Raw genomic sequence first — 22,212 nt, forward strand, 5'->3', positions numbered from 1 at the left:
CCTATGTCGCTCTTAGCTCCATCGCTGCTCGCTCACAAGACCTTCTTTGCTTGCTCCCGCGGAACAAATCGGGTGTCGCTCTTTCCTCCTTCCTGCCTCTCGTGTTTCCTCTTCGTTCATCAGGCCAGGGTAGGGCTGGCGATCGTCCAGCGCGTCATCACGCGACACAATGGACGATTGTGGGCAAACGCTGAGATCGAAAAAGGCGCATCATTCTACTTTACTGTTGAGGATGCTCACGCTGCAGAGCAAAAGGATATGGCTACCCAGAACGACACATCGCAATCTGCCGCCGGCCAGAACGAGGTAGTTGTCAACGGCAATATGACGAATGGTGCCGCTTCTCATAGCAAGTTCAACGAGAACGGCACGCTAGAGAATATGCGGCAGTAGTGAAAATTTTTCCGCGTTTGAGGAGGCATCTATCATGGCGGTCCAAGGAGAAATCTCAGTTCTATTGGTCGAAGATAATCCCGACGATGCAGATCTCGCGCTGCGTGCGTTGAAGAAAGTGAAGACCAGTACCAGCGCCCAGGCGATTACGATCCAGCACGTCATCGATGGTGCGCAAGCGATCGACTTCCTTTTTTGTACTGGTGAATATGCGGGCCGCAATCGGCAAAACCGGCCCAAAGTCATCCTCTTGGATCTCAAGCTACCCAAGATGGATGGACTTGAAGTGCTTGATCGCATCAAGAAAGAAGAAGACATTCGGACGATTCCTGTCGTGATGCTCACATCATCACGCGAAGAGCGTGACCTCGTCGAGAGCTATCAGCTCGGCGTGAACAGTTATATCGTCAAGCCGGTGGACTTCGAGCAATTCATAGAAGCCGTCAAGCAACTTGGCTCGTACTGGCTCGGACTCAACCAGCAGTCGGGACACTAATCTGCCAACACCGTTGGTTGCTGTAAGGAACGCCTAGTGTCTTCACTGCATGTGTTGATCCTCGAAGATCACGAAGATGACGCGGCCTTGATGCTGCGTGAACTCCGTCGTGAGGGGTATACACTAGAGTGGGATTGGGTGCAGACCGAGGCTGAGTATCTCGCGCGCTTACAAGAGCATAACTTCGATCTGATTTTAGCGGACTATTCTCTCCCGCAGTTCGATGCGCTTCGAGCGTTGGATGTCGTTCGTACGCGAGCCCTTGATGTCCCATTTATCATCGTTTCTGGCAGTATCAGCGAAGAAGTAGCAGTCGACTGTATGAAGCAAGGGGCAGCAGACTATTTGCTGAAAGATCGTCTGAGTCGCTTGGGACCTGCTGTTACGCAAGCACTCCGTGCCAGACAGTTACGCGATGAAAAGCGGCGCGCCGAAAAAGCTGAACGTGAAGAAGCCGAGTTAACTGCCGCGTTAGCGCGCATTAGCCAGGACCTCATTGCTGTTCTTGATACTCCGCGTATGCTTGAACGACTCTGCAATCTCACGGCTGAGGTTTTGCAGGGACACTACTGCTGTACATTTTTGTGGCAGCCACAGAAGGCAGAATACTCACTGGCTGCCAGTTGGGGATATACCCCAGAGCAAGAAGAGATCCTGAGACTTTTACGTGTACGCCAAGAGACTATTGAGCCACTGATTGCAGGGCTCACTGGTGACCATGTCGTGGAACTCCGGACATTGATGGGACAGCTGCAGATGTCTGACACCTGGCTTTCCCCTTTTGCCCCAGGGAGTATTCTCGGTCTCCAGTTACGACGTGGGCAGGAGCTTTTGGGTCTCCATCTCTGTGGGTACACCACGCGGGACCCGCTAGGGCCTTTGCGTTACCGTATTGCTCAAGGGGTTTCCCAGATTGCGTCGTTAGCGCTGGCCAACGCGAACCTTGTCGAGGAGTTGGCGCATGCTAATAGTCTCAAAAACGATTTTCTTGCCACCATGTCGCATGAGCTCCGTACCCCACTCAATATCATCATGGGCTACACGGATCTCCTAATCGAAGGAGATCTTGGACCCTTGACCGAGGATCAGCGGAAGTCTTTGTACAGTGTGGGACATAGTGCACGAGAGCTGTTGAATCTCATCACGGCTACCCTCGACGTGAGCCGCATGGAGGCAGGTCGCATGGTGGTAGAACCTGGTGCCGTTGATGTCGAGGAGCTGATCGAAGAACTCCAACAGGAGACCGAGCGAGAGGGGCGCAAGGAAGGGCTTGCCTTTCGCTGGCGTGTCGAGCCACAGTTACCGATTCTCTATACGGATCGAGTCAAACTCAAAGTGATTATTAAGAATCTCCTGGGGAATGCGATCAAGTTTACACCGACGGGGACGGTGACGCTTCAGGCTGCTCATTGTGATGATGCGATCAAGATCAGCGTACACGATACAGGTGTCGGCATTGCACCGGAGACGATGCCGGTGATCTTCGACATGTTCCGCCAGGGAGACAGTTCGGATACCCGACAGTATGGTGGTGTCGGGCTTGGACTCTACATCGTGCAACGGTTACTGGACTTGCTCCACGGAACCGTTACCGTCCAAAGTGTCGTTGGTCAGGGATCTACGTTCTCTATCACAATTCCACTGCAGTTGCCTGCTCCCTCGTTGACAGAGCGATTCGCTTCCGTATCATCCACCATCAGACCTGGTCGGTAAATAACATATTGTGCTCAGCTGATACGCTTGAGAAGACGATCACGGTTCGAGCTAGACTATTGACATCGCGTGTGCGCTCTTTCGCTGTCGCTATCATTTCCTCACGTGTAGTTATATCTGGGGGGAGAAGGAGGGGAGTGACCCCACGAATGAGGGAGAGTCGCCGGTATGTCTCGACCCGTGGTGTTGCTGCGAAAATTGGTTGGGATGGGCGGTATTTGGCGACTAATCTGGCACTGGTGCCTTCTAACGTCACAGTGACGATAGCTTCCAACTTGCGCGCCGCGGCTATTTGACATGCCGCCCGAGCCATGAGTTCTGCTTCTGCAGGGACACCTTCTTGCTCATGGTCCTGGCTGGTGAGCAGCGGTGATGCTGAGTGTTCGGCTTCGCGTGCAATAGCGGCCATTGCCTGTACGGCTTGAACCGCATAGCGCCCGACTGCGGTTTCTTCCGACAACATCAACGCATCGGTACCGTCGAGGACAGCATTCGCCACATCTGCGGCCTCAGCGCGTGTCGGTCGAGGGGCATTGACCATCGACCACAACATCTGTGTCGCGGTGATCACTGGTTTTGCTTGTTGATTGGCTTTGGCGATGAGTTGCTTTTGTACGAGCGGAACCCGTGCAAATGGCGTTTCAATGCCTAAGTCGCCGCGGGCAACCATGACTCCGTCGGCTGCCGCAATGATATCGTCTATATGGCTGAGTGCGGCTTGGGTCTCGATTTTGGCGATGAGAGGAATGCTACCGCCTCGTTGGGCGATCGCCGACTTTGCGATGTCGATGTCTTCTGCTGTCCGGACAAACGATAAGCCGATATAATCAAGTTGCTGGTCAATACCGAACTGGAGATCGGCCAAATCCTTTGCATTCAAAATCGGCAATTTGAAGAGGCCTGAGGGACAATTGACTCCTTTATGGGCACTGAGGGTCCCACCAACGACAACGTGGCAATGAATGTCTTCGGTCGTGACCTGCCGTACTTCAAGGATGACCGCGCCGTCAGCCAGAAGCAAGGTATCGCCTGACCTCACTTCTTGTGGGAGTTGCGCGTAGGAAATCGATACGAGGTGTTCTGTGCCAGCAACAAGCCGGGTGGTTAAAGTAAATGACGACCCAGCCGTGAGTGTAATACTCCCGTTTGTGAAGGTGCCGATCCGCACTTTTGGACCGGCAAGATCCTGCAATATGGCGACAGGAACATCAAGTTGCCCGGCAATACGGCGGACCCGGGCAATGATGTGGGCGTGTTCCTCTTGTGTCCCATGCGAAAAGTTCAGGCGGACGACATTCGCGCCTGCCTGAATGAGTTGGCGGAGCTGCTCTTCAGATTGCGAAGCCGGACCAATCGTGCAAACGATCTTGCTTTTAGGCACGGCATCGCTCCAAAAAAATCGTTCAGCCTTTACGAAGAATCAACTCTTCTTATCTGGTGTGGGCGAGTTTTCCAACTCGTAGATTTTGTTCTGCAGTGCCTTGATGAGGTCTTCGTACGACGACTTGGCGAGAATCCGATTAAATTGGTTCCGGTAGTTTTGCACCATACTTACGTTTTCGATGACCACATCATAGACGAGCCACTTGCCATTGACATTCCGTAAGCGGTAGCCGATCGAGAACGTACGATTCTGCGCCGGATCCAGCACGCGCGTATCGACTTCAGAAAAATTCTCCTCTACCCGTTCCTGGTCGTAGAAAAACTGAACATTTTTACTGTAGCGATCCAGATTGTGGGCATATGTCCTTTCGACCAGAGAAATAAACAGTTGGATAAACTCTTGACGTTGTTGCTCGGATAGACTCTTCCAATAGGTACTCAACGTGCGCTTTGCCACTTCTTGTGAATCAAACTGCGGCAATACTACTTCTCTGACTTTTTCCAGACGTTGTCGTTTGTGTTCCTGTCCTTGATAACTCGGGTCTTCGAGAACCGCCCGCGCCTGCTGAATCGTCGTGCGGACCGTTTCGGTTGGTGAGTCAGCGACTGCCCAGACCTTCGTCGTCAGTGTGGCGAAAACCGCACTGACAATGCCAAAGAAGAAGATAGTACGGCGACTTCTCATGTTCCCTCCTCCTTGCTTCTGACGGAGCTTCACTCCTGCGTTACTCGGCAATTTGTTTTTCGCGCCTCTGTAAATATCCATCCTGAACTGCTCCGTACAAGTCAACGGTATAGCGATTCACATCTTCGAACAGTTCGAGATTCATCGACCGATAGTTGACAGCACTGCCAATAGCCAAACCGCCACGCACGGCAATGAGTTCCACGGTTGATAGGAAATACGCCATCGGGTTCATGGCACCATCAGCAACCAGGCCGACGGCGTCTCGCACTGTGGACGGACCAAAAAACGGCAACATCACGTAGGGGCCTGAACCGACACCATACACTGCCAGCGTCTGGCCGAAATCTTCAGGATGTTCTTTCCACCCTAACCACTCGTCCGCAACATCAAGAAATCCAACACCACCAATGGTGGTATTGATAACAAATCGCCCGACTTCTTGCCCTGCTTGTGGGACTTTGCCTTGGAAAAGGTTGTTGGCAAAGCGCTCCACGATTCCCAGATTTTTGAAGAAGCGTTGCACGCCACGTTGAGCAGCATCCGGCATGACTGTGTCATACGCTGTGGCCACTGGCCGCAAGGCATATTCGTCGAGTTTCAAGTTAAACTCGAACACCGGCTGGTTAAACCACTCCAAGGGATCTGGAGTCGGGGGCGTGGGTGGTTCTTCAGCACCAAGTTTCGGACGTGCAGAGGCGGCATCCTCGGTTGTCATTTTCGCTTGTGCATATGTCTCATTGGGGATCACGGCTCCACTGAAGGTACTAACACTTAGGAGCGCCGCGAGTAGTATTCGTGCCATCACTGTAAGACTCCTCCCTCTTTTTTGTTATCGGCCCATCGTCGACTCTCTTTACTCTCACGATTCGCTTTACTATTGGATGTCGTTAGACGAAGGCTTGGCTTCGACGTCGCCGAAGATGAACTTTTGAATAACTTCCTGTATGTCAACTGGGGACTCAGTGTGGCGTATATACCCGTCTGGTGCAATCTGGTTTGCCGCGGTTCCGGGGAGAATGTCAATATAACGCTCACCGATAAGCCCAGCCGATTTGATTGCGGCCTTGGCGTCTTCCTTTAGTACGACTGTCGATTGCAGATGGATTCTGACATGCGCATGATAATCTTCATTAAGTTGGACTTTCGTAACCCGGCCGATCTGTACGCCTGCCAGCTCCACTGCGGCACCGTCTTGTAACCCTCCAGCGTTGGTGAATTCGGCTTGTATCGTATACCCTTCAGCCGCACCGAAACTCACCTGACCAAGGTGGAACGAAATATATCCGAGGACGGCGATGCCGCAGAGTAAAAGTACGCCAACGAGGAGTTCTGAATCGAATGTCTTCATAGGTGTTACGTTAGTTGACTTCAATCGGACCTTCGGTACGACCATGAATGAATTGTTGTACTATCGGATCAGGAGATGCTTGAATTGCTGCTGGCGTGCCTGTCGCCACAATGGCCCCTTCGTGCAACATAGCGACCTGTGTTGCTAAGGAAAAGATCTCTGGAATTTCGTGACTGACAATGACAGCAGTGAAATGCAGCATGCTATGGAGGTCGTGAATCAGTTGATGGATGGCATTCACCCGAATCGGATCGAGTCCTGTCGTGGGTTCGTCAAAAAGCAAAATCTCAGGCTCTGAGACCAGTGCACGGGCCATTGCCACGCGTTTGCGCATTCCACCGGAGAGTTCAGCCGGAAACTTCTCTTCGATTCCTGCCAGACCCACCTGAGCGAGTCGTTCACGTACTTTTCGGCTGATGTCGGTTTCTCGCAAACGAGTTTTTTCCCGTAAGGGGAATGCGACATTGTCGTACACAGAAAGTGAATCAAAGAGTGCTCCTCCTTGAAAGAGCATACCGAAGCGCGTGCGTACCTGGTTAAGCGCCCGCCCGCGGAGGTGGGTCAGCTCCGTATCGTCGACCCACACTTCACCCTCATCAGGGTGCATGAGGCCGATGAGTAATTTGAGGAGACAACTTTTTCCAGCACCGCTACGACCGATGACGGCGTAGAGCGCACCGGTAGGAATCTCTAGGTTGACTCCTGCCAGGACTCGCTGCGGACCAAAGGCTTTATGCAGGTTGACGATACGAATCATAACAGCGCTACAGAACTGATGTGAGGAAATAATCCCACACGAGGATGAGGACTGAACACATCACGACGGCTTGCGTAGTCGCATGGCTAACGCCTTCAGCGCCACGAGCAGCGTAAAAGCCCTTAAAGCAGCATACCCACGCAACGATGACACCGAAGGAAAGCGATTTGTACAGACCTCCCCAAATATCGTCGAGTGTCACGACGCTGGCCATTTGCGTGAAATAGGAACCTGCACTGACGCCGAGTAGCTGCACTCCAACGAGGTACCCACCATAGATGCCGACGACAACGAAGACCGCGTTGAGAAGAGGAAAGGTAATCAGCGCAGCTAAGAGGATCGGGGTGACAAGATATTTGATCGGATTCAGTGCCATCACCTCGAGTGCGTCAATTTGTTCAGAAATACGCATAATGCCAAGTTCGGCAGTAAGGGCCGATCCCGCGCGACCAGTAATCATCAAAGCAGATAAGACTGGTCCTAGCTCGCGAATCAAACTGAGGCCTACGCCCGGACCAAGAAAGGCTTCACCGCCAAAACGACGGAGAGCAGTATAGCCTTGAAAGGCCACGACCATACCCGTAAATGCTCCAGTGAAAATGATCAGGAGCAGCGAACGGGCGCCGATGAAATCAATACGCCGTATAAGTTGCGCCAACTGTAATGGCGGAACGCACAATTGCCACAAGACTGACGCAAGAAAGATTCCCATCCTGCCAGTCTCGTAGAGAAACCGTGTGATTAATCGCGCACTGAAACGTGCTAGCGTCAACACTCGCGCACCCTCACCCCATGCGCCACAGCGCAATGTTCCTTCACGATCGGAGAAGCCTTACATTGAGGCTTCTCCATCGTTCCACATTGATTGAGTCGCGCGAATGACCTACCACAGGCACTTCTCCTGCTCAAGAGAGCAGCCCTGTGGGATGAGAAGAATTAACTCCGCCGGCGTGTGAGTTTGTACGGTGAATCCCAGCACTCGGGCTCTCTATAATCTGGGCTCAACGTATCCCAACGTATTAGTTTGCGACGGAAGTACTCAGCGTTGAGATCAAGATGACTACAGATACTCTCGAAGCCAAACAGCCATTCTGGATCTGGGTCCCAGAACCAATCGCGAATTTCACGAAACACTTCGCGACCGTAGTCAGTGCGCGCATGTCGATAGCGAAACCAACACGCGACTGCGTCTTGTAATACTGCGAACATCAACCTACGCTCGCCAGTCCATAAAGAGGAGGACTGCTCGCTGGCAGTAAAGAACTGTTCAGGCAGAAACAGGAGTGGTTGCGATCGATGGTGGTCGGCGGAAGGGATGCCAAACACTTCCTGTTCAGGAAACGGGAGAGATCTTGCGGTGTTTGTTTGTTCCATTGCTGCGATTCCTTAATTTCCGGGGAAGAAGAAAATTTACTGGCGTATGGGAGCAGCATTGCAGCTCCGGGGCACTTATTTTCCCGTTGGTCCCATACGGGAGCAAAAAATAGGCCATCAATAATGCACGTCTGTTTACCTGAACTTCCCACTTTCTGGGGAGAGTTGCCTCATACGTGTCGGAACTGTCCCTTTTTGCCCCGTCTTTTCCTCTATCGAAATATAGAGAGGAAGAATCTTCTTGCGGTTTTCTATAACCGGAAGGCGAATTTAGCCGAAGACCGAAGGTGTGGCACAGCCATTGCGGGAATAAAAAAGACAACTCAACTCCCTGTTCTGACTCCACTATCACTGATTTCTCTACCAGATCATAGATGCATGGAGATTTTCCGAAGTATTCTCACATGGTTGTCGAGGTATCGATACTCATGCCTATTTTTTATCCACAGCGAGCTTGAGTGAGGAGGAAATATGGTACAGGCACAAAATCCCCAGGAAGCGCATAGGAGAGGATATAACGACGGGTCGCAAATGGCAGAGCAGATGCGATGGAAAGGGACACCGATCGGCCACCTCTCCAAAGGCTCTTACTACGACCCTGATCGGCAGTTCCACGCCGCTTATGACGACGGTTTCAAGCAGGCAATGAATGCCGCCAGCAGAGTAGAGTGGACAATGCCACGAGATAGGCAATCATTAGGAAAGCCTCAGAACATCATTGTGGGCGCAAAGGGGTTGCTCTCTGCTCTGTGACCTCCGGACAGCTATCCCGCACCGACAGAGGGAGTTCGGCTTGGTGCGTGGAGGAGAATAAGAATGACCGTCAAAGCTTTTCAGAGAGACGGCGCATGGACAGCAATGCTGTTACAGAAAACGGTTCGGGAGAAGCTCCAGGGCCGTCGTCTCGTTGTTGTTTCTAATCGTGAACCCTATTTACACGAGTATGGGAGGAACGTGGTCGTGTGTGAGCGGCCAGCCTCCGGTATGGTCAGTGCCATTGATCCAGTCCTGCAAGCGTGTGGTGGTTTGTGGGTTGCGCATGGCAGTGGTTCCGCTGATCGCTTAGTGGTTGATGACCGTGACTGTGTTGCGGTACCACCAGAGGCTCCTCGTTATACGCTGAAGCGGGTATGGCTCTCGAAGCAAGAGGAGCAGGGGTATTATTACGGGTTTGCCAACGAAGGGTTGTGGCCTCTCTGCCACGTGGTGTTTACCCGTCCTCGCTTCGATTTGAACGATTGGCAGACGTACGTCGAGGTGAACAAAAAATTTGCCGCGGCTATTCTGGCTGAAATACAAGACACGCCCGCCCTTGTCTGGATTCAGGATTACCACTTTGCGTTGCTGCCGCTGCTCTTAAAAGAAGCGCGCCCTGACGTGCTTGTAGCACAGTTTTGGCATATCCCTTGGCCAAATCCAGAAGCCTTTCGCATCTGTCCATGGAAACATGAGGTGTTGTGGGGACTGCTGGCAAACGACCTTCTCGGGTTTCATATTCGCTATCATTGTGACAATTTTCTTGCGACCGTAGAACGTGAACTTGAGGTTCGAGTCGATCGAGAGCGCTCCTCGGTTTTTCATCATGACGGCATTGAGACACTCGTCCGTCCGTTTCCGATCAGCACAGATTTTACTGGACTGTCGGCGAAAACTGAGAGCGAGGAAGTGCGGGCTGAGTTTCGTCGTCTGCAAACGCTCCGGGAGATTCGTGGCCGACGCGTTTGCCTTGGTCTCGATAGGCTCGACTATACGAAGGGAATCGCTGAGCGACTGCGTGCCTTTGAGCGACTCCTCGCGAAATATCCGCATCTGCAACGGAAAGTTGTTTTTGTCCAAGCTGGACCTGAGAGTCGTACCGCGATTCCGCGTTATAAGGCGCTGAATGAAGAGATTGTACGCTTTGTCTCTGAACTCAATCGCAAGTACGGTAGTCCTGATTGGGTGCCTGTCGTTCTCTTGCGACAACATTTGTCGCTTGCTCAAGTGCTTGCCTGGTATCGGTTAGCTGAGGTGTGTGTGGTCAGTTCATTGCATGATGGCATGAACTTAGTCGCGAAAGAGTATGTTGCTGCGAAGAACGACGAAGACGGAGTATTGGTATTAAGTCGATTTACTGGAGCGGCGCGCGAGTTGGATCAGGCATTGCTGATTAATCCGTACGACACGGAAACCTTTGCTGATACCCTCGCTGCCGCATTGGATATGGATATCTCCGAACGTGAGGCACGCATGCACCGTCTACGGGATACGGTGAAAAGTAACAATATCTATCGGTGGGCAGGCAAAATACTGAGTGCTCTTGCAGCGTTGCCACGGAAACAGTCCTCTCGCTACTCTGTACCTACAGCACCACTTCTCATTTCAGCGGTAGCCTCAGAGGCGTAACGATGGCCGCGCTCCCTGTCTCGTTATGGAAAAGCCCGTGGCCGGAGCGGTTGTGTCGGACGTTTTCTCGTATTTTTCTTTGCCTTGATTATGACGGCACGCTCGCCCCTATTGCTACCCGACCAGAGGATTCTCGCCCCACCGATGCGCTGTTGAAACTGCTCACCGCGCTGGTGAACCGTCCGAATATGACGGTAGCGATCGTCAGTGGGCGTTCACTGGCTGATCTCCGTGGGTTACTCCCGCTTCCTAAACTCGTTTATGTTGGGACACATGGATGTGAGGTCGGAACCGCTAATGGTGAAACACGACTGTTAGTGCCTGGTGGAGTTGTTTCCCTGGCTATCGCGCGTTTACGTCAGGATATTGCCCCGACGTTGGTCGATGCGCCTGGACTCTTTCTCGAAGACAAGCGCTATGCTCTCGCTCTGCATTATCGCCTAGCTCAGCCTCAAGATACCTGGGCGATTGATGCTTTTCTTGCTGCAGTACGGGAGTATCAGCGCAAAGGAATCACATTGGAAGTGATTCACGGCAAAAAAGTCATCGAGGTACGTCCAGTAGGAAGCAATAAAGGGAAAGCCGTACAATTTCTTCTTGCCGGAGAGCACGCCAACACACTGCCTATTTATATTGGGGACGACATTACCGACGAGGAGGCCTTCACTGCTCTGAGTGAACGAGGCCTGACGATTGTTGTTTCCGACCCTCCGCGTACATCAGCGGCGCAGTATTATCTACACGATACGCAAGAGGTGCTCCGGTTCTTATCCACGCTCGTTGCCTAAGAAGACGGTGAACTTTGGCATTTCTTTTGGATAAATAAAAATATCGTGGAAAATCATCTAAGAAAATTCGTGCCCGTCTCTTTTCCTCTCGCGAGGTTCAGGCTAGAAACAGGGAAATGGGGGCGAGATGAGGCGGAGGGTGGTAACTTGTGGCATCTTGCCCCGGAGTCTATGAGCCTCGGCAACAAACTTACCTGCTACCTGCTCGTCGGCGTTCTCCTCATCATGGGGCTTGATATATACCTCAGCGTCGAACGAACGCGTGAAAACCTCTTGACGGACTTACGAAGTGAAGTTTCCACATTGAGTCGCACATTGCAACTTGCGCTCGATACAGCCGGAGGGGATGCGCCTGAGCGTTACTTCGACCGACTCACTATCGGGATCAGTGGCTTCGAAAACGTGTTAGGGGTCGCCTTTTATAACCGTAATGGCGATATCACGTCGCTTTCCCCTTCGTTACAAGATCGGAAACTTCCGGACGTTGATGTTCGAGGTGTGATTGACTCACGTACCCCCGTAGAAGGATTGTTCAATGAAGGGAAGGCGCAACGGTACTATCGTGTTGGGCCGATTGCCAATTCAAATGGTGATGGTGTTGCTGCGTTCCTGGTGATCGAAGATTTACCACTCTTTACCAATGAGTTTCGCGTTCGCGCGTATCAGACGCTATTGACGACATTGGGGCTGATGGGAGTGTTAATGCTTATTGTGCCCGCGATGATCCGTCGCGGAGTGACACAGCCACTCAACCGATTTGCTCAACAGATCGAACTCATCGGACAAGGGCGGTTTGATCAGCGGCTCGATGCAACGCGACGCGATGAAATTGGCCGACTCGCACAAGCGTTTGATCGCATGTGTGTACGGCTGGAGTCAGCTCAACGTCGCCTCTTGATTGAGAGCGAAGAGAAATTACGTCTCGAACGGACACTGCGCCACTCTGGCAAACTGACGGCGTTAGGGCAACTCGCGTCTCGTCTCGCGCATGAGATCGGAACGCCTCTCAATGTTATTCAAGGGCGGGCGGAACAACTCTTACGACAAGAAGGGCTCGTTGAGAAAGATCGGACGTTCATTCGCGTCATCATTTCGCAAATCGAGCGGATCAGCGGATTTCTGCGAGAACTGCTCACCTTAGCCCGGCGACCAGAGCCTCTCTTGCGTATGGTGTCTGTCAACGACGTGGTGCGAAGAGTCCGCGATGTGGTCGGCGAACAAGAACAACCGACAGGCGCTGAAGTCGTTCTTGATTTAGAAGAGTCACTGCCGGGAATCCAAGCCGATCCAGATCAACTCGAACAAGTGCTGCTCAATCTAACGGTTAATGCACTTCACGCCGTTGGTACAGTTGGCTCAGTAACGCTGAAAACCCAGCTTGTAGAGTCTGATGTTACTGGTGAAGGGCCTATGATCGACGTGTTTGTTTCCGATACTGGGCCGGGAATTCATCCCGATGATCTGCCGCGCGTGTTTGAGCCGTTCTTTACGACCAAAGGGTCAAGCGGAACTGGTCTGGGATTAGCTATTAGCCGTGAAATTGTTCTCAACCATCAAGGTGAAATTCGTGTTGAAAGTGAAGCCGGACGAGGGGCGCGATTTATTATCTCACTCCCGGTTCAGCGGGAGGTCGGTAGAGGAGACGAGCGGTCCGTGACGGTGATTCGAGCAGAGGAGGGACTCCATGCTAACGGCAGATCGTAAAGGCCGTGCGCGTATTTTGGTACTTGACGATGAGCGGGAGATGGGGGCGTTTCTCGTTGATCTTCTCGTTGACGAAGGCTACACGGCTGAAGCGTATCAGCGTGGGACCGATGTCCTTGCAGCTTTAGAGAAGGAAAGTGCAGACCTGCTAGTCACCGATATGGTGATGGACGGCATGAAAGGGATGGAAGTGTTACGAGCGGCGAAGCTACGTGACCCCAACGTTGCAGTTGTCATGATTACGGCATTTGGCACGATCGAGAGTGCAGTCGAGGCTATGCGTGGTGGCGCGTTCTATTATCTGACCAAGCCATTTAAGAGTGCCGATTTGTTGTTCATTGTGCAAAAAGCCCTGGAAGAAAAACATCTGCGGACTGAGGTCGAGCGTCTCCAGAAAGAGGTCGAATCGCATTATCACTTCGATCAAATCATTGGCAAAAGTGCGGCGATGCAACAGGTCTTCGAGTTGGTCGAACGCGTTAAAGAAAGTCCAGTTAACATTTTGTTGACTGGAGAGAGTGGAACTGGAAAAGACTTGCTCGCGCGAACGCTACACTACCAAAGTGCACGGAAGCAAGCGCCTTTTGTCCCAGTGAACTGTGCGGCGATTCCGGAACAACTTCTTGAGAGCGAACTGTTTGGTTACGTCCGCGGTGCGTTTACCGATGCGCGCAAAGATAAAAAGGGGCTGTTTATCGAAGCCGACGGCGGTACGCTATTTCTTGACGAAGTCGGAGAACTGCCGCTGCTCTTACAAGCCAAGCTCCTGCGAGTCATTGAAGACAAAGAAGTGCGCCCTCTGGGGGCGACGAAAGCCGAGAAAGTCGACGTACGCATTATCGCTGCGACTAACCGTGATATGCGTGGCTCGGTCGATCGTGGCGAATTCCGGCAGGACCTCTTCTATCGACTGAGTGTGGTGGACATTCATATCCCCTCACTGCGAGAGCGACCGGAAGACTTGCCCTTGCTGCTTCAGCATTTTATCACTCGCTCAGCCCAAGCCTCACAAGTGCGGCGCTTGTCGGCTGATGCGCTCTGCATCTTGTTGAATTATCCGTGGCCCGGCAATGTCCGTGAATTGGAGAATACGATTGAGCGTGCACTGGTGTTGTGTCGTAGTGAAGAGATCACGCCAGCTGATCTTCCCCCGCATCTCACTGCGACGAAACCGCAAGTTTCCGGTTTAGAGCACGCACTCCTGCGCCGTCGTTCGTTGGCCGACCTCGAGCGGGAATACATTCACCTCGCACTCGAATTCACCGAAGGAAAAAAGAAAGAGGCAGCAGATATTCTCGGTATCGATCGCAAGACGCTGTACCGTAAACTCGAAGAGTACAACAAAGGTGCGGTTGATGTTGTAGAGGCGCCGAGTACGCTGGCCGATCGCATGTGAGCGCTTACTCTAAGAATCAGTGAGCAGAGGTGCTACGACGTACCTCTGCGTTAGAAACTAGCGCAGCTCTGCTCGCAATGCCCGTGCGGCATTGATCCGACCAAAGCCATAAAACTGATCTTTGCCTTTTCCGCCCAAGTCGTCGGCTGTCTGAAATAAAATCTGCGCAACCTGCGTATTCTTGAGGGATGGGTGTTTGGTCCGTACCAGCGCGGCAACACCAGAAACTTGCGCCGCCGAGAATGACGAACCGGTAGCAAAGAGATAATTGTTGTGAGTGTCGAGGCTCAGGATACGCACGCCGGGAGCCACAATATCGATAGCTTCGCCATAGTTTGATCCGACCCAAAGGTTATCATCAATATCTGTGGCGGCAACTGAAATCACATTTGGGAGTGCCCCTGGATACAACGGTGCTTGCGTGGCTTCATTGCCACCAGCAGCAACAATAACTGCGCCCTTGTGTTGTGCGTACTCAATGGCGTCCGCAAGAAAACGCGAAAACCCGTAGCTTCCCAAACTGAGATTGACGATCTGGGCTCTATTGTCTGCCGCCCAGAGGATGCCAGCAATGACGTGAGAGTAGGTGCCTTCGCCAGAGTCGTTCAGCACCCTCACCGGCAGAATCTGGCAGGTAGGACAAATCCCCGACATGCCGACGGCATTGTTCGTGCTCGCTGCAATAATGCCGGCAATGGCAGTGCCATGTCCGTGCTGGTCTTGCGTGTCGTCATTCTGCTCGATGATGTTACGTCCAGGAAGAATATGGCGCTGTAACTCTGGGTGACGGCCGTCAACGCCACTATCGACGACCGCAACAACTGTTCCTGCACCGTTGGGAAGTTGCTCCCACGCTTGCGATGCACCTATCCGTTCCAGTGACCATTGGGAGCGAAACAGCGGATCATTTAGCGGGGTGCTGACTGGATCGGCAGATATGATCGGGTTTGGCTCAAGGACCTGGAGACGTGGGTCTTTACGGTGCTTGTCGATAAAACTCGATACTGTGTCACTCTCAGAGATAGAGAGATGGTAAAAGCCAAATTGCGGAATCGAACTGATGACTTCGGCATGTAGGCGGTCGATTTTTCTCTGTATTTCATCAGGTGACATCTTTGGATCAAAGCGAACCATTACCTCATGGGCGGCGACGTCGATCCTTTGCTGTGACTTCGGATCATGGAATTGCTCACGCAATAATTTCTTTCCAGGTTCAAGGTTCTTTTGTTGTTCTTGTTTTGCTCTATCGGTGGGTGACTGTTTCAGTGCAGTGAGTGAAGAACCATGCCCCTGAGCAACAATGGTTAGGTGTGCTAATTCCCATTCGTCCTGTTTTCCCGATGCTTGGGGTTTCTTGCGGTACGCCCATGCGGCATTGGTGATACCTGCACGACGAAGGATTTCCTGTACCGCAGCTTCAACGTCGGTGTTTGATAAGATGACCGTTACGCGAGTTGTTGAGAACACTGGGCTGATAGTGACGGCAAACTTCGCCTTCTGGGCGACCTCTTGGAGGAGGGGAGCAAGTGGTACATGCAGGGCGTTGATCGACACACGTCCGCGCGAGACGCTAACGTTAGAAGAAAGACGGAAGGGGCCGTCTGTCACCGCGTCTTCTCCCAACGCCCGAAGCGGAGAAAAGAGAAGACAAAGTACTACTACGAGGAAGGGCAACTGTCGAGGCATAGGTCCTCCATGAAGCCTATCTATCTTAGCTTATCGACTAGTTAGTACCAAAGGGAGTTGCGAGAAGCCAAAGACGATGGGGGTCGCTGTTTGGCGAATTGCTGGAGCCACACCACGGGTGAGGCACGGAAAACGGTCAAGAAACGCATTGAGTGCAATGCGGGCTTCGGCACGCGCGAGTGGTGCGCCAAGACAGTAATGAATGCCCATGCCAAAGGCGACATGGTTTTTGAGGGTGCGATCAAGGCGGAAGTCATCAGGGTTTGAGAACCCATCTGCATCACGATTCGCTGCCCCAAAGAAAATCGTGACCCGATCCCCTTTGCGAATTTTTGTCCCGGAAAACTCGAGATCACGTGTGGCTGTACGAAAAAGACGTTGCACTGGGCTTTCATAGCGTAACGTCTCTTCGATGACTGGTTCGACTAACGACCGATCGTTGCGCAGTTGCTGCCACAACTCAGGGCGGTCGGTGAGCAGATTGAACAGGTTGCCAAGCAGATTGGTTGTGGTTTCATTACCGGCGATCAAAAGGAGAATGCAGAAGCCGAGAATCTCCCAGTCTTGGAGAGATTCCCCTTCGATCTCGGCTTCAACCAGCGCAGTAATCAAATCATCTGCACCCTGGCTACGTCGTGCGATGGCCATTTGTCCGAAGTACGCGACCATATCCTGCATATTCTTCATGCGCTCGTTGCGATCGGTACCGACAGTCGAGAGGAAGGCGTCAGACCACCGTTTAAACGTCGCGTAATCCTCTTCAGGAATTCCCATTAGTCGTGCGATGACGCGCATCGGCAAGGGGACAGTAAAGGTGTCAACTATATCGGCTTCACCACTGCCGATACGATCAAGGAGTTCGTTGGTGATCTTGGTGATCGCGGGTTCGAGCGTTTCAACTCGTTTTAAGGTGAAGGCTTTGTTGACGATGCGGCGAAAGCGTGTGTGTCGTGGTGGATCGTCCTGAATGAGCACTAACGGTGGGCCAAACTGGCCAGCTACAGGGCTCTCGGAGGAAAACGTGTCGTGATCACGTAAGGCTGTATACACGTCGTGGTACTTCAGTAACCCCCATGCCATGATTGGTCTGTCGATGCCCGAATCTGGATTGGCCGGAATGCTGACGTACCGGATCGGAGACTGCGCACGCAGTGTGTGATACACCGGATACGGATTCGCAAAGTGTTGCCGTGCGACCAAGTCGTCTGGGGTAAACGATAGTGTTGTGCTCATACCGGCACCTTAAAAAAGTGGGAGGATACATTCACTCGTGGCTTGCCAACCACTGCTCTAGGTCTGCTAGCCCACGAAACTCTAATAACGCCTCAGCCAAAGTTTCGAGCTGAGGTAGACTCAAGCGCCTGACCTTTTCTTCTAGTGCAGAGGATAGTTCGCCACATCGGCGCTGCAGTAAGCGCAGAATAAGGGTAGTTCCCTCTTCTTGACGACCTTCTTGACGGCCTTCTTGACGGCCTTCTTGACGACCTTCTTGACGGCCAGTTTTTTCTCCTTCTGCGAATACTTCTTGGTAGAAGCGTGTCTTCTTCAAATCGACATCTGTGAGTTCAAGCATGGCTTGGATCCTTTCTCGGCTGAGAGCTGGGATTTTATACACGAGAATGGTTTCAATGAGATTAACGATAGCCGCCGTTAAGGTCGTGTCAATTGCTTCTGTCCTTCGCAGTTGCCCCAGCACGGTCTGAGCCTCATTAATGGCTTGTTGCGGAGTCGCCAAGAGAACCCCCATGAGGCGTTGCATGAGAGTCTCGCGCGGCTGCGCCCACTTGTCGAGGTAGACCCGAGTAACCTGACCGCCAGTGAGGAGAACTTGATAGTGTTGATGCTCTCCGGGGTCGGCACTCTGTGTAGGAAAGAGGACCACCGCATGCCAGGGATGTTTCGGGTGTTGTTGCCGGAGATACAGGAACACCTCGGCAAACAGACGAGAGTAAAAGTCTGGGTCGAGCTGAAACTGTACTTCAACAAAAAACACTGGCCAATCGGGCTGCTCCTTGGGTGGCAAGAATACCCCATCGAGTCGAAAGGCGGTTTGTTTGAGTTCGACCGACTCAAAACGATAGAGTGGGGCGTTATCGGAAGGTTGCGCAATCAAATCGAACAACAATTGCGGAAACGCTTGGAACATGTGGTAAAAGACGGAGTCGGTTTTCATCCTGTTTCATTGTCCGTTGTAGAGCAGCGCACGGCAAGAGGGCACCGTGTGGCTGTGGTTGTTCCAGGGGGAATAACTCTTTCCCTAATCTCTGGATCGTTGTAGAGAGGAAAGCAGGTCATGAGGAGGGGAACATCATGTCAGGACCACTCACCGGAATTCGCGTATTGGATTTTGGCCGTGCGGCAGTTGGCCCGGTGTCGGCGCAGTATTTAGGTTTTCTCGGCGCGGATGTCATTAAAATCGAACCGCCGGAAGGAGATCCGGTTCGTAACGTTGCCACCTTCAAGAAAGGTATGGGCGCGACCTTCATGGGCAACAATCTCAACAAGCGCGGCATCATGCTCGATTTGAAAAAGCCGGACGATAAAGAGATGGCGCGACGCTTGATTCAGTGGACCGACATCGTGTTGGAAAACTTCCGCTCGAAAGATGTCATGGAAAAGCTCGGACTTGGCTATGCGGCGATGTCTGCCCTGAATCCACGTGTCATCTACGTCAGCTCTGGTGCGTACGGCAATGCCGGTCCAATGCAAGGCATGACCAGTAACGAATGGTATGGACAGGCGAGTAGCGGTGCGACTTCAGTGACTGGTGCGGAAGGTGGTCCGTTTGAATTCGTGCGAGGAATCGCACAGTTTGATTGGAACGGCGCAATGATCAACCTCGAAGCGATGTTGATTGCCTTGTATGCGCGCGAGCAAAGCGGGCGCGGCATGATGATCGAGACCTCACAGTTCCAGTCTTCACTCGTTGCGGGGACGACACGCTTCGCCGAATACTTTGCTACAGGCCAGGCGCCAATACCGATGGGTAGTGCACGACCAAACTTGGTACCGGACCAAGCGTTTGCCACTGCCGATGGGTATATTAATGTCAGTATCCCGCACGAGGGGTTTTGGCCGAAGCTCTGTACTGCGCTGCAACGTTCCGATCTTCAGGCTGATCATCGCTTTGCTACTAATGCTGATCGGATTGCCAATCGACAGGCGTTGATCAAAGAGCTTATATCGCTCTTTCGTGTCAAGCCTACAGGCTATTGGCTGTGGCACTTGCGTAAACATGATGTACCGTGCGGGCAGTATTTCAGTGATGATCTGGTCAGCAACATTCTGCAGCAGCACTCGCACGTGCAAGCGAATGCGATGATGACAGTGCTCGATACGCAATGGGGGCCGATGCATTCAGCAACCCCGCACTGGCAGTTTAGTAAGACACCGGCAGTGATCGCACGACCGGCACCTGCGCTCGACCAACATCATCAAGAGATTGTCGAGCAAGTCACTCGTGAATTGTCGGCCACCCATGGCAACACGAAAACCGGAACCTCAGCAACGAATGGGACTCTGGCGTTATCTGGACTGAAAGTGATCGACGTCTCTCAAGGCGTAGCAGGGGCGATGTGTAGCATGCAACTTGGCGATCTCGGAGCTGAGGTGATTAAAGTCGAGCCACCGGATGGGGATTGGCTTCGTCAGATCGGACCGTTTGTGAAGTCGGAAAGTTCGCTGTTTGTCCATGTGAATCGCAACAAACGCAGTCTGTCGCTGGATCTCAAGACGTCGACTGGAAAAGACATCTTCCGTCGTCTCATTGCTGGTGCGGATGTCATTATCGAAGGGTATCGTCCAGGCGTGATGGAGCGGTTGGGCTTTGGTTATGAAACTGTTGCGAAGCTGAACCCTCGTCTCATCTATTGTTCTATCTCTGCTTTTGGCCGCAAAGGAGCACTAGCCGATCAGCCTGGTTCCGAATCGGCCATTCAATCCTTTGTTGGGGTTAATCGTAATTTAGGCACAGCCGGTGAGCCCCCGCTGCGGACAGGGTTTGACTTGGCAACCACTGAGACTGCTTTTGCTGCCTTTCAGGGGATTCTTGCCGCGTTGTTCTATCGTGCGCGTCACGGTGAAGGACAGCAGATTGATGTGTCGATGCTGGGGGCCATGATTGCCGTCAGCCAGTGGCAGCTTGCCGCAGAAAACGAACCTGACGAATGGGCAGGCCGACAACTGCTAGGGTACACTGAAGCGCCAGACTCAGGATTTCAACTGCGTGATGGCGCCGTGCTGTTTTCGTTGCGTGGCGATGGCGAAGCCTGGGATCGTTTCTTCATCGCTCTCAATCGTATGGATCTTGCTGCTGATCCGCGTTTTGCGGTGGGAAACCTCTTAGTGATCAATCGTGATCTTGAAGCTGCACTGCGAGACGATCTCAAGAAGTGGAGTGTCGAAGAGTTTCGTCACCTGATTCAAGATGAGATTGGTGGCACGATTACCGTGCTGCAAACGCTCGATAGCGTCATGCACAGCGAACAAACCGCAGCGATCGGAGCAGTACAAACCATGGAACATCCTGTATGTGGACGTATGTTGACCTTAAGTCCACCATGGAAATTCTCCGAGCCACTGACTGCTCTTCGTCGCCCGGCACCGTTGTTTGCTCAACACACGAATGAAATCTTGGGTGAGTACGGGTATACGAACAGTGATATTGCCACGTTGCGTGAGCAACGGGTGGTGCGGTAGTGAGGATCGAGTCATTGAATCATCGCGCCATCGGGTCATCGAGAAAACACTTTTTCAATGATCCGATGGCCCGATCACCCGATGACTCAATCGAATAACCGTCTATTTGCACTTGCGGCAGAAAGCTGATAGCTGAGCGCTCATGAAACCCGCAAAATTTACTTATGCGTGTCCGCAGTCGGTTGATGAGGCGCTTGCCCTGCTCGCGTCAGGCGATGAAGGTGTGAAGATTCTTGCCGGTGGGCAGAGTTTGGTACCACTACTCAATCTGCGCATGGCGGAAGTGAGCGCACTCCTCGATGTGAATCGTTTGACTGATTTGGCTTTCATCCGACGGGAGAATGGCATCCTCCGGGTTGGTGCTCTAACGCGTCACCGACAGTTGGAAGCCTCTCCGGAGATGCAGAAGAGCCTACCGTTAGTCGCTCGTGCTGCGGGCGAAGTTGGGCATTTGGCGATTCGCAATCGCGGGACGATTGGTGGTAGTCTCGTGCATGCTGATCCGGCGGCAGAGTGGCCGTTAGTCGCGGTGACGTTGAATGCTGAGTTTCTCCTACGTTCCCAAAGTGGTTCGCGAACGGTGAAAGCTCGCGACTTTTTCCTCGCGCCGCTCACGACTACTATCCAGCCAAATGAATTGTTAGGTGAAATTCGCTTTCCGGTGCCGCCGGGTTCCACTGCTTGGGGTTTTCAAGAGTTGTGTCGTCGACCAGGCGATTTTGCCATTGCCGCAGTGGCGTGTCAGCTGACTCTTGATGCCAGTCGAGTGTGTACTGCTGCTGCACTGGCAGTAGGCGGTGCGCACGATACGGCATTGTATATTGATGTTGAGAAGACATTGAAAGGCAGTCGAGGCGAAGATCATGCGCTACGGCAAGCCGCTGAGATCGTCGCTGCGGTGGTCGACCCACCATCTGACGTGCATGGCTCAGCGGATTATCGTCGACAGATGGTGCGGGTGTTGACGGTGCGAGCGCTGAAGGAAGCGTGGGGAAAATAAGTACTCAGTTGTCAGTTATCAGCATTCAGTTTTCTATCTTTCCTGACTGCTGACTGCTGACTGCTGACTGCCTGCGGAGAAAAACGCTATGACCAACGATAAATTCACTGATCGCCAAACCATCCACTGCCGTATCAATGGCCAAGACGTTGAACGTGAGGTTGAGGTTCGTAGACTGTTAGAAAGTGTTTTTTAATTCGTATTTTCCGTCGTCACCATCCGCAGCGTGCGCCGGATACTGGCCAAGTACACCATAGCGTCACTGGAAACGGTGGTATGTTCGAAGTCCCGACACAAGCGCCGCTAGCGCCCCAGCCAACCGAAGGACCGCTCCACCACCCAGCGGCGGGGCAACACGGTAAAGCCTTTGGCGTCTGCCGAACGGCGCACCACCTCCAAGCGC

Annotated in this window: 20 protein-coding genes; 10 read left to right on the forward strand and 10 right to left on the reverse strand. The window is 52.6% G+C overall.

All coding sequences use genetic code 11. The annotated features are described in order from the left end of the window. Nucleotides 1–72: 72 nt before the first annotated feature. The 3 genes from FJ147_17235 to FJ147_17245 are packed head-to-tail and all read left to right on the forward strand — an operon-like array spanning nucleotide 73 to nucleotide 2,602. A complete protein-coding gene (locus tag FJ147_17235; GenBank protein ID MBM4257622.1) occupies nucleotides 73–393 on the forward strand; it encodes a hypothetical protein in 321 nt (106 codons plus the stop codon). A gap of 34 nt (nucleotides 394–427) precedes the next feature. Further along, the gene (locus FJ147_17240; protein ID MBM4257623.1) at nucleotides 428–889 is read left to right on the forward strand and encodes a response regulator; all 462 of its coding nucleotides are present in this window, start codon (nucleotides 428–430) and stop codon (nucleotides 887–889) included. Nucleotides 890–925: 36 nt separating this feature from the next. Continuing rightward, entirely contained in the window at nucleotides 926–2,602 is a 1,677-nt protein-coding gene (locus FJ147_17245) for a hybrid sensor histidine kinase/response regulator (GenBank protein ID MBM4257624.1), read from the forward strand. Here the strand turns inward: FJ147_17245 and pyk are convergent. From pyk to FJ147_17280, 7 genes are all read right to left on the reverse strand, one after another. Further along, nucleotides 2,586–3,983 carry a pyruvate kinase gene (gene pyk / locus FJ147_17250; GenBank protein MBM4257625.1) on the reverse strand — a complete coding sequence of 466 codons (1,398 nt, stop codon included), beginning with the start codon at nucleotides 3,981–3,983 and terminating at the stop codon, nucleotides 2,586–2,588. The two genes, FJ147_17245 and pyk, sit on opposite strands and share 17 nt — an antisense overlap. 39 nt (nucleotides 3,984–4,022) lie before the next feature. Beyond that, nucleotides 4,023–4,751 carry an ABC transporter substrate-binding protein gene (locus FJ147_17255; protein ID MBM4257626.1) on the reverse strand — a complete coding sequence of 243 codons (729 nt, stop codon included), beginning with the start codon at nucleotides 4,749–4,751 and terminating at the stop codon, nucleotides 4,023–4,025. After that, nucleotides 4,711–5,475 (reverse strand): VacJ family lipoprotein, encoded by a 765-nt coding sequence (locus FJ147_17260; protein ID MBM4257627.1) that lies wholly within the window; start codon nucleotides 5,473–5,475, stop codon nucleotides 4,711–4,713. Before FJ147_17260 ends, FJ147_17255 begins: the two co-directional genes overlap by 41 nt. A gap of 72 nt (nucleotides 5,476–5,547) precedes the next feature. Further along, nucleotides 5,548–6,066 carry an outer membrane lipid asymmetry maintenance protein MlaD gene (gene mlaD, locus FJ147_17265; GenBank protein ID MBM4257628.1) on the reverse strand — a complete coding sequence of 173 codons (519 nt, stop codon included), beginning with the start codon at nucleotides 6,064–6,066 and terminating at the stop codon, nucleotides 5,548–5,550. After that, nucleotides 6,032–6,778 (reverse strand): ABC transporter ATP-binding protein, encoded by a 747-nt coding sequence (locus FJ147_17270; GenBank protein MBM4257629.1) that lies wholly within the window; start codon nucleotides 6,776–6,778, stop codon nucleotides 6,032–6,034. The genes mlaD and FJ147_17270 overlap by 35 nt, the downstream gene beginning before the upstream one ends. Nucleotides 6,779–6,785: 7 nt before the next feature. Continuing rightward, the gene (locus FJ147_17275; protein MBM4257630.1) at nucleotides 6,786–7,490 is read right to left on the reverse strand and encodes an ABC transporter permease; all 705 of its coding nucleotides are present in this window, start codon (nucleotides 7,488–7,490) and stop codon (nucleotides 6,786–6,788) included. A 224-nt stretch (nucleotides 7,491–7,714) separates the two neighbouring features. Then, nucleotides 7,715–8,152 carry a hypothetical protein gene (locus FJ147_17280; GenBank protein MBM4257631.1) on the reverse strand — a complete coding sequence of 146 codons (438 nt, stop codon included), beginning with the start codon at nucleotides 8,150–8,152 and terminating at the stop codon, nucleotides 7,715–7,717. A gap of 471 nt (nucleotides 8,153–8,623) precedes the next feature. Between FJ147_17280 and FJ147_17285 the strand changes: the two genes are divergently transcribed. The 5 genes from FJ147_17285 (at nucleotide 8,624) to FJ147_17305 (ending at nucleotide 14,425) form a co-directional block, all read left to right on the forward strand. Beyond that, nucleotides 8,624–8,905: a hypothetical protein gene (locus FJ147_17285; protein MBM4257632.1), complete on the forward strand. Its 282-nt coding sequence runs from the start codon at nucleotides 8,624–8,626 to the stop codon at nucleotides 8,903–8,905. Between the two features lie 105 nt (nucleotides 8,906–9,010). Beyond that, nucleotides 9,011–10,537, forward strand: a complete 1,527-nt coding sequence (locus FJ147_17290; protein ID MBM4257633.1) for a trehalose-6-phosphate synthase — start codon at nucleotides 9,011–9,013, stop codon at nucleotides 10,535–10,537. A 2-nt stretch (nucleotides 10,538–10,539) separates the two neighbouring features. After that, nucleotides 10,540–11,325, forward strand: a complete 786-nt coding sequence (gene otsB, locus FJ147_17295) for a trehalose-phosphatase (protein MBM4257634.1) — start codon at nucleotides 10,540–10,542, stop codon at nucleotides 11,323–11,325. Nucleotides 11,326–11,496: 171 nt separating this feature from the next. After that, nucleotides 11,497–13,029, forward strand: coding sequence for a HAMP domain-containing protein (locus tag FJ147_17300; protein MBM4257635.1), 1,533 nt, complete (start codon nucleotides 11,497–11,499; stop codon nucleotides 13,027–13,029). Further along, entirely contained in the window at nucleotides 13,010–14,425 is a 1,416-nt protein-coding gene (locus FJ147_17305; GenBank protein ID MBM4257636.1) for a sigma-54-dependent Fis family transcriptional regulator, read from the forward strand. Before FJ147_17300 ends, FJ147_17305 begins: the two co-directional genes overlap by 20 nt. 57 nt (nucleotides 14,426–14,482) lie before the next feature. On the opposite strand, the gene FJ147_17310 is transcribed toward FJ147_17305, so the two are convergent. From FJ147_17310 to FJ147_17320, 3 genes are read right to left on the reverse strand one after another with little or no spacing between them, the layout of a single operon-like run. Then, on the reverse strand, nucleotides 14,483–16,111 hold the full coding sequence (locus FJ147_17310) for a peptidase S8 (GenBank protein MBM4257637.1): 1,629 nt from the start codon (nucleotides 16,109–16,111) through the stop codon (nucleotides 14,483–14,485). A 30-nt stretch (nucleotides 16,112–16,141) separates the two neighbouring features. After that, nucleotides 16,142–17,344: a cytochrome P450 gene (locus FJ147_17315; protein MBM4257638.1), complete on the reverse strand. Its 1,203-nt coding sequence runs from the start codon at nucleotides 17,342–17,344 to the stop codon at nucleotides 16,142–16,144. A gap of 31 nt (nucleotides 17,345–17,375) precedes the next feature. Next, complete coding sequence (locus FJ147_17320) at nucleotides 17,376–18,284, reverse strand: Rpn family recombination-promoting nuclease/putative transposase (protein MBM4257639.1); 909 nt, start codon at nucleotides 18,282–18,284, stop codon at nucleotides 17,376–17,378. 137 nt (nucleotides 18,285–18,421) lie between these two features. Here FJ147_17320 and FJ147_17325 point away from each other — a divergent pair, with 137 nt between their 5' ends. Next, a complete protein-coding gene (locus FJ147_17325; protein ID MBM4257640.1) occupies nucleotides 18,422–20,809 on the forward strand; it encodes a CoA transferase in 2,388 nt (795 codons plus the stop codon). Nucleotides 20,810–20,951: 142 nt separating this feature from the next. Continuing rightward, the gene (locus FJ147_17330) at nucleotides 20,952–21,809 is read left to right on the forward strand and encodes a xanthine dehydrogenase family protein subunit M (GenBank protein MBM4257641.1); all 858 of its coding nucleotides are present in this window, start codon (nucleotides 20,952–20,954) and stop codon (nucleotides 21,807–21,809) included. The last annotated feature ends 403 nt before the right edge of the window (nucleotides 21,810–22,212 follow it).

Source organism: Deltaproteobacteria bacterium, from assembly GCA_016874775.1.
In the GTDB taxonomy this organism is placed as follows: domain Bacteria; phylum Desulfobacterota; class Binatia; order Bin18; family Bin18; genus VGTJ01.